The organism is Rudaea sp. (assembly GCF_036383415.1).
In the GTDB taxonomy this organism is placed as follows: domain Bacteria; phylum Pseudomonadota; class Gammaproteobacteria; order Xanthomonadales; family Rhodanobacteraceae; genus Rudaea.
In genome coordinates this window covers 1-6,941 of the sequence record NZ_DASVOK010000390.1, presented here as the reverse complement: position 1 = coordinate 6,941, position 6,941 = coordinate 1, and the positions used below count along the sequence as shown (strand labels likewise).

The window sequence follows — 6,941 nt, the reverse complement described above, 5'->3', positions numbered from 1 at the left end:
GCCGAGGTCGTAGCCGACCATCTTCGTGTACTTGTACTCGGTGCGGTTGATCGAATGCCCGCCCCAGCAGACGACGAGGTTCGGGTCGGTGTTCGACTTGAGCACGCGCGCGTTGCGCAGGATCTCGAACACCGCATGGGTAATGCCGTGCGAGGTGTCGAGGTGGAAGCGCCCCGCGTCCATCTGCGTGGCGACGTAGGCGATGTCGCGCACGACCGCGAACAGCAGCTCGTTGATGCCGCGGATGATCTTGCCTTCGACGAACGCGCGCGCCGGCGCGTTCTTGATTTCGAGCTTGACGCCGCGGTCTTGCTGCAGCACCTGAATGTCGAAATCGGGATAGCGTTCGAGCAAACCGCGTGCATCGTCGGTCGCCACATCGCCGGAATCGAGCACAGCCAGCGCACAACGTCGCAGGAGACCGTGCAGACCGCTCTTGCTCGCATCGCGCAGGCGCGTGACCTCGTCGCGCGAAAGCACATCCATGCCGGCGACCGGGGAGATGCGCGCGTTTACCGTGGGTTGTGACATTGTATATTTTTCCTCAAGCCGGACTTCCCGCCCCGCGAAGGGCTCCGCGGCCGAAGCGCCGCGAGCAGCGAAGCGACCTCGTAGTATCCGAGCGTACACAATTCCACGCAAGTTCCGGCAAAAGAAAAGGCCGGCGCCCTTGCGGACGCCAGCCTGCCTTTCTCGACGCGTTCTGCGTACGCGAACGTACGATCAGAACGTGTACTTCGCCGTCATCATGACCGACCAGCGCTGGCTCGGGATCGACGTGCCGCCGCCGCCGGTTTCGTTGACGAGCAGCGCCTGCGGACGATAGTTGCCGTTGGCGTCCTTGTACTGCGCGCCGGTGATGTCGTAGATGTACTTGCCGGTCGCTGGATCGATGCCGGTCACGTTCGCGAGCTGGCGGAACAGCGGGAACGTCGCGCGCTTCTCCACACCCCACTTGCTGTTGAGCAGGTTGCCGAAGTTGAAGAAGTCGAAGCGCAGTTCACCCTTGTTGCCCTCGAAGATGCCGGGGATTTCCTGCTTGAACGACAAGTCGAACTGGTTGACCCAGGGCGAACGCACCGCGTTGCGGCCGGCGATCTGGCCCATGTGCTCGCGCAGATACGGATTGTTCTGCACGTAGCTCATGAACTGCTGGATCTGCGTGGCCGTCGTGCCCGCCTTCCATGCCACGTCGGTGGCCGAGCTCGGAATGTAAATCAGGTCGCGCGAGTAACCATCGCCGTTCATGTCGTTGCCGGCAATCCAGCTGTACGGCGCGCCCGAATGCAGATCGGCGAACAGGCTGACCTGGGTCTTGTAGTCACCGAAGAACTTGTGCTGCCAGGTGCCACCGGCGATCACGCGCTTCGGTACGTCGTAGTTCGACGTCGCGATGCTGTCCTGGTTCGGGTTGACCCACATGTTGGCCTGGAGGTTCGAATTGGCCACGCTCGACGCGCCCGCATTCGCGTCAGTCGAATGACCCACGCGGAACGCCATCATCGCGCTCCAGTTGTCCGCCATCGGCTTGGTGAACGACCACGTCAGCGAGGTGGACTGTCCGGCATGCGAATTGGTCAGTTCCGTGACCGTGCCGAACGCCGAGTTCGCATTCTTCTTGGCTGTCGCAAACGTGCCCGAGATCGTACCGTAGTACAGGTTGCGTCCGTCCGGACCAACGCCGGTCGGCGTTCCGTAGTTGAGCATCTTGTACAGGATGTCGTCGTTGGTCTTGGTGTAATTCAATTCCACCGAACTGATGATGCTCATCCACGGCAGTTCGCGATCGAACGCGAGCGCGATCTGCGTGGTGCGCGGCATCTTGAAGTTCGGATCGATCGTATCGACGCCCATCTGCGCGCCGTTGGCTCCCGGAGGCGCCGGAGTGGTACCGCCCGGAATCAGCGGATTGGCCGCGCTGTAGGACGGTGCCTGCTTGGTGTAAGAAATCTGTCCCAGCAGACAGCCCGTTGCCGGCGCCTTCGAGAACGAGGTGCCGTTCGAGCTGCACAACAGCGTGCCGACCGGATTGCTGCTCAGATCGGAGAGGCTGTAGGTAACCGCGGTCAGGCCGGAGTTGCCAAACGAGTTCGAGTACCACACCGTCGGCACGTCGGAGACGAACACACCGACGCCGCCACGCAACTGCGTCTTGTACTCGGTGTCGAACTCGTAGTTGAACGACACGCGCGGCTGGAACATCGGCGCGGTGCTCGGCAACGTGTTGTTGGCGTAGCCGAAGCCGCCTTTGGCCGCGGTGCACAGCGTCGACCCGTCCGAGTTCTTCGCGGTGAACGCGGTGCCCGGCGCGGCGGCGAAGCACGGGTTGTACAGCGGACTCGCGGGGAAACGCGGAGCATCCATGCGCACGCCGTAGGTCAGCGAGAAGCGGTCGGTCATCTGCCAGGTATCCTGCAGGAACACGCCGTACTGCTGTTTCTTGAAGTTTGCCTGCGAACTGTTGAGGTCGAAGCCCGGCGCCGGCTGTTTGATCGAATAGGCTTCCCACGCGCCGTTGGCAAAATTGTCGATCGAGTTATTGCTCGGCGCCCAATACGTGTAGCTGCCGTAGTAGCCCTGCATGAAGGCGTTGTAGATCTTGTCCTGGGCACCGTTCACGCCGGCCTTGACCGTGTGCTCACCCAGATGCCAGGTACCGGCGAAGTAACCCGAAACCTGCTTGATGTCGAGCGCATTGACCTGGCTGGAAAACTCGGTGCCGAGGGTGACGTTCGGCGTGGAGGACGTCGTCGAGTTCGACACCGACACCACCGGCTGGTAGCCACCGACCAACGGCCCGCGCGAGGTCACGATCTTGGTGAACTGCAGGTTGGCCTCGGTCGAGAACACATCGCTCCAGTCGCTGAACAACTGGCCGAGATAGCTCTTGATATTGCGATTGTTGAAGTACCAGTTGCTGTTCGGACTGACCTGCGTCGCGCTGCCGGTCGTCACCGGCTGGAATTCCTTGGTCTCGCTGTAGCGGAATACGGCGCGTTGTTGATCGTTGATGTTCCAGTCGACCTTGGCGAGATAGCGTTTGTTGGTCAGGTTGGCGAGCGAGCGATCACCCGGATTGAGGCCCAGGGTCTGCGCCTTGCTGAGCACGCTGTTGTAGAACGCGGTATTGATGCCCTGCACGGGCGATGTGCCGGCACTGGTCGCATCACTCGGCCCCGAAGACGGACCGTAGCCGATGCGCTTGCTCTGCTCGTAACTCAGGAAGAAGAACAGCGTGTCCTTGATGACCGGGCCGCCGACGTTGAAGCCCGACGTCCACTCGCGTTTCCAGCCCAGGTACGGGCTGTCCGTGGTGCTGCCGACCGGGGCGATCTCGCCCATGAAGCCGTCTTTGGCCGTGCGATAGCCATAGTAGATCTCGCCATGGTATTCGTTGGTGCCGCTCTTCGACACCATGTTGACGTTGGCGCCGACGCAGCCACGCTGCGACACGTCGAAATTCGAGGTCGAGACCTGCACCGAGTCGATCGCGTTCATCGAAATCGGCGAGCCGGTGATCGTCGCCAAGCCGTTGCCGTTCAGACCGAAGGGGTCGCCGGCGTTGACGTTGTCGACCGTGATGCAGTTGTAGCGGTAGTTCTTGCCGTTCGCGGAAACGTTGCCCGAGTCACGGTCGGTGACCGAAACGCGCGGATCCATGCGCGCGATGTTCTGGAACGAACGGTCGGCGTTGACTGCGGCTTCGAGCTGGGCATGTGAAATGTTGGTCGAAAGGCCTTTGTTGTCCGAGTTGAACACGGCGATTTGCGCGGCATTGGCCGTGACGGTGACGCCTTCGAGCTGCGCAGCGGCTGCGGCAGGTTCGGCCAGATTGACCGTGGAGACCTGGCCCAGGTTGAGGAACACGTTGTCGACATCGGCTTCCTTGGCGATGTCGCCACCGGTCGCTTCGATGTGGTACGGACCGCCGACGCGCAGACCCTGCGCAACGTAGCGACCGCTCGCATCCGTCGTGGCGCTCGACGTGGTGCCCGAGGGCACGTGCACGATCTTGACCTTGGCGCCGGCGACGGGCGCGCCCTTGGCGTCCACCACGCGACCGGTCAGGCCCGAAGTCGTGTCCTGCGCATAGACCGGGGCGGATACCGCCAAGGCCGATGCGATCACGCCCGCGAGCAATTTGACCCTCAACTGATTCTTCATCATGTTCTTTCTCTCCTGACCGTTTCCAGCTTTGATTGCGGACCCCAATAGCTCTACGCGGCGCGCATGCGCTGCCGGCCTGGTGACCCCCGTGACCCCAAGTGATCGAACCGGCGCTCGGCCGTTTCGATGCGTATGTACACGGTCCGCGACGCGCGCAAGACGTGTTAACACGAGCTTAACTACACTTTATGACAGTTTTCTAACGTTTGCCAGTTCCGTCGCAAATTTTACAAACATGAACTGGGCGGCTCGAAAAACCGTAGCGAGCGAAGAGAATTTGCGCGTCGCCGGAGCGCAGGAACCGGAGTGTACTCAGACATACATGAGGATTCCGAGCACCGCCGGCGCGCAACATCGAGCGCAGTAGGTTTTTCGAGGTGCCCAACTGGATCAAGGCTCAAGCGGCCGCGAGATAGCGCGAGCGCTTGGCCGCACGCAGAAACTGGAGGTCGAGCCGGATCAGGCCGTCGACGCAATGGCCGAAGGCCGGATCGGTGCCAAATGCGAGGAAACGCACGCCTTCGGGTTCGCACAGGTCGACGTAGTGCTTGTACAGAGTCGGAATCGAGCAATCCATTTGCGCGAGCTGGCGCTTGAGGAACATCAGTCCGGCCTTGGCGTCCTTGTCGACCCAAGCCTGCGCGGCGGCGGCTTCGACATGCGGCGAGATTTTCAGCGGATTGCGCGACGCAGCCAGGCCCTCACCGTCGCCAAAGTAGTGGCGATGGCAATGCACGATCCACTCGCGCGCTGCCGGTGACAGCGCGGCGCTGATCGACACCGGACCGAACAGGTAGCGCAGGTCCGGACGATGACGCAGATACGCGCCGATGCCTTGCCAGAGGTAGTCGAGGCTGCGTGAATTCCAGTACGCGGGCTGGACGAAACTGCGGCCGAGCTCGACGCCTTCGGCGATGAATTCGTGCGCCTCCGGCGCATAGTCGAACAAGGTCGACGAATACAGGCCGGGCAGGCCCTGCGCGGCGAGGATGCGCGCGCCTTCGCCGAGGCGGTAGGCGCCGACGATTGCCAGCGCCTGCTCGTCCCAGAGTACGAGATGGCGGTAGTGCGCATCGAAACGATCGAGATCGCGGCGCAGGCCCGAGCCTTCGCCGACACGGCGAAACGACAGTTCGCGCAGGCGGCCGATTTCGCGCAGCACCGGGCAGTCGGGCTGCGCGTCGATCAGCAGGATGCGCTTGCCGTCCTGGGTCGCGCCGAGTTCCTGCGCGCGCTTGAGCGCGTGGCGGATCGCGAGCGGCGATTCGGGATGCGCGATCGTGCGCGAGGTCGCGAACACGGTCGGCCGGCGTTTGGCGAGCTGGTAGACGTGGCGGCGCATCGCCTGCGCGACCGGCTCGGCCTTGTCCGCACCGAGTTCGGTTGCCGCAACCGGTTCGCCGACGCTGATGCCGAGCTGCTGCGGGACGAACATCTCGCGCGGCAGCAACAACGACGACAAGGGCTTCGCCAGCATCGACACGCCGTAGAACGTCGGCGAGTTGTGCGCGGCGATATGCACTGGCAGTACCGGGGCGCCCGCGTGACGCGCCATGCGCACGAAACCGGACGACCAGCGCCCGTCGCGTACGCCCTGCGGGCCCATGCGCGATACTTCGCCCGCCGGGAACACGATCAGCGCCTGTTCGTTTTCCAGCGCGCGATAGGCGTCGCGCAGACGTCCAGCGGAAGCACCGCTGCCGCCGAACACATTGACCGGCAGCAACAGCGAAGACAACTGCGCGAGTTGCGTAAGCACGTCGTTGGCCAGGATGCGCACGTCGCGACGCACGCTGCCAACCAGATGCACCAGCGCCAGCGCGTCGAACGCGCCCAAAGGGTGATTCGCGACGATGACGACGCGGCCTTCCGCGGGGATGTTCTCGCGGTCGGTGTGCGCGATGCGATAACTGATGCGGAAGCCTTCCAGCGCGCGCTCGACGAAATCGAAACCGGTCCGCGGTGCGAATTCGGCCAGCACGCGGTTGATGCGGTCCTCGCAGGCGACCTTGCGCAGCAATTCGACAACCGGCTGCGAGAAGCTGCGTGCGCGTCCCGCAGCCAGACGTGGGAATTTCTCGAAAAAGCTGCGTTCGACGCTGATCATGGTGTCGCCCTCTCCCCGTAGGCGACACGCTAGCGGCGGTTTGTTACAAACCGGAGAATCGCTAGCTCAGCTTCATGTAAGCGGTGATGCCATCGAGGAACATCTGCACCGACAGCGCCACGAGCAGCATGCCGACCAGGCGCTCGATCGCGCTGAGCACGCTCTGGCCGAGCAGGCGGAAAAGCCAGGTCGAGGCGAGCAGGATCAGCGCCGTGGCGAGCCAGGCACAGAACAAGGCGATGCTCCAATCCGCGGTGCGGCCGGGTTCCGAGTTCGCCATGAGCATCAGCGCGGCCATCGCCGACGGGCCGGCCACGCCCGGTATCGCCATCGGTACGATGAACGGCTCGCCGCCTTCGATGTTGCCGAACACGCCGCCCTCGCGCGGGAACACCATTTTCACGCCAATCAGGAACAGCACGATGCCGCCGGCGATGCTGACCGACTCGATGCGCAGTTGCATCAGCTTGAGCACGGTGCTGCCGCAGAACAGGATGGCGAACAGGGTGACCAAGGCGATCACGAGTTCGCGGACCAACACGAAGCGGCGCCGCTGCGGCGCGACGTTCTTGAGCAGACTCAGGAAGATCGGGATGTTACCGAGCGGATCGAGGATCAGGAACAGCATGATCCCGGCGGATAACGTGGTGATGCTCGTGCCCATACA

The 6,941-nt window shown here is 63.0% G+C and carries 4 protein-coding genes; all 4 read right to left on the bottom strand.

The genetic code is table 11. The features are described from left to right. Positions 1-531, bottom strand: a 531-nt coding sequence (locus VF497_RS14400) for a pyrimidine/purine nucleosidase domain-containing protein (protein ID WP_330889900.1), incomplete at its 3' end; no start/stop codon positions are given. A 192-nt stretch (positions 532-723) separates the two neighbouring features. Next, positions 724-4,167 carry a TonB-dependent receptor gene (locus tag VF497_RS14395; RefSeq protein ID WP_330889898.1) on the bottom strand — a complete coding sequence of 1,148 codons (3,444 nt, stop codon included), beginning with the start codon at positions 4,165-4,167 and terminating at the stop codon, positions 724-726. Positions 4,168-4,564: 397 nt separating this feature from the next. Beyond that, entirely contained in the window at positions 4,565-6,274 is a 1,710-nt protein-coding gene (locus tag VF497_RS14390; protein WP_330889896.1) for a lysophospholipid acyltransferase family protein, read from the bottom strand. Positions 6,275-6,335: 61 nt separating this feature from the next. Next, complete coding sequence (locus VF497_RS14385) at positions 6,336-6,938, bottom strand: YhgN family NAAT transporter (RefSeq protein WP_330889902.1); 603 nt, start codon at positions 6,936-6,938, stop codon at positions 6,336-6,338. Positions 6,939-6,941 lie beyond the last annotated feature (3 nt).

Coding starts and splice junctions, on each gene's coding strand:
- VF497_RS14395 (WP_330889898.1), bottom strand. CDS start 4,167: ATGATGAAGAATCAGTTGAGGGTCAAATTGCTCGCGGGCGTGATCGCA.
- VF497_RS14390 (WP_330889896.1), bottom strand. CDS start 6,274: ATGATCAGCGTCGAACGCAGCTTTTTCGAGAAATTCCCACGTCTGGCT.
- VF497_RS14385 (WP_330889902.1), bottom strand. CDS start 6,938: ATGGGCACGAGCATCACCACGTTATCCGCCGGGATCATGCTGTTCCTG.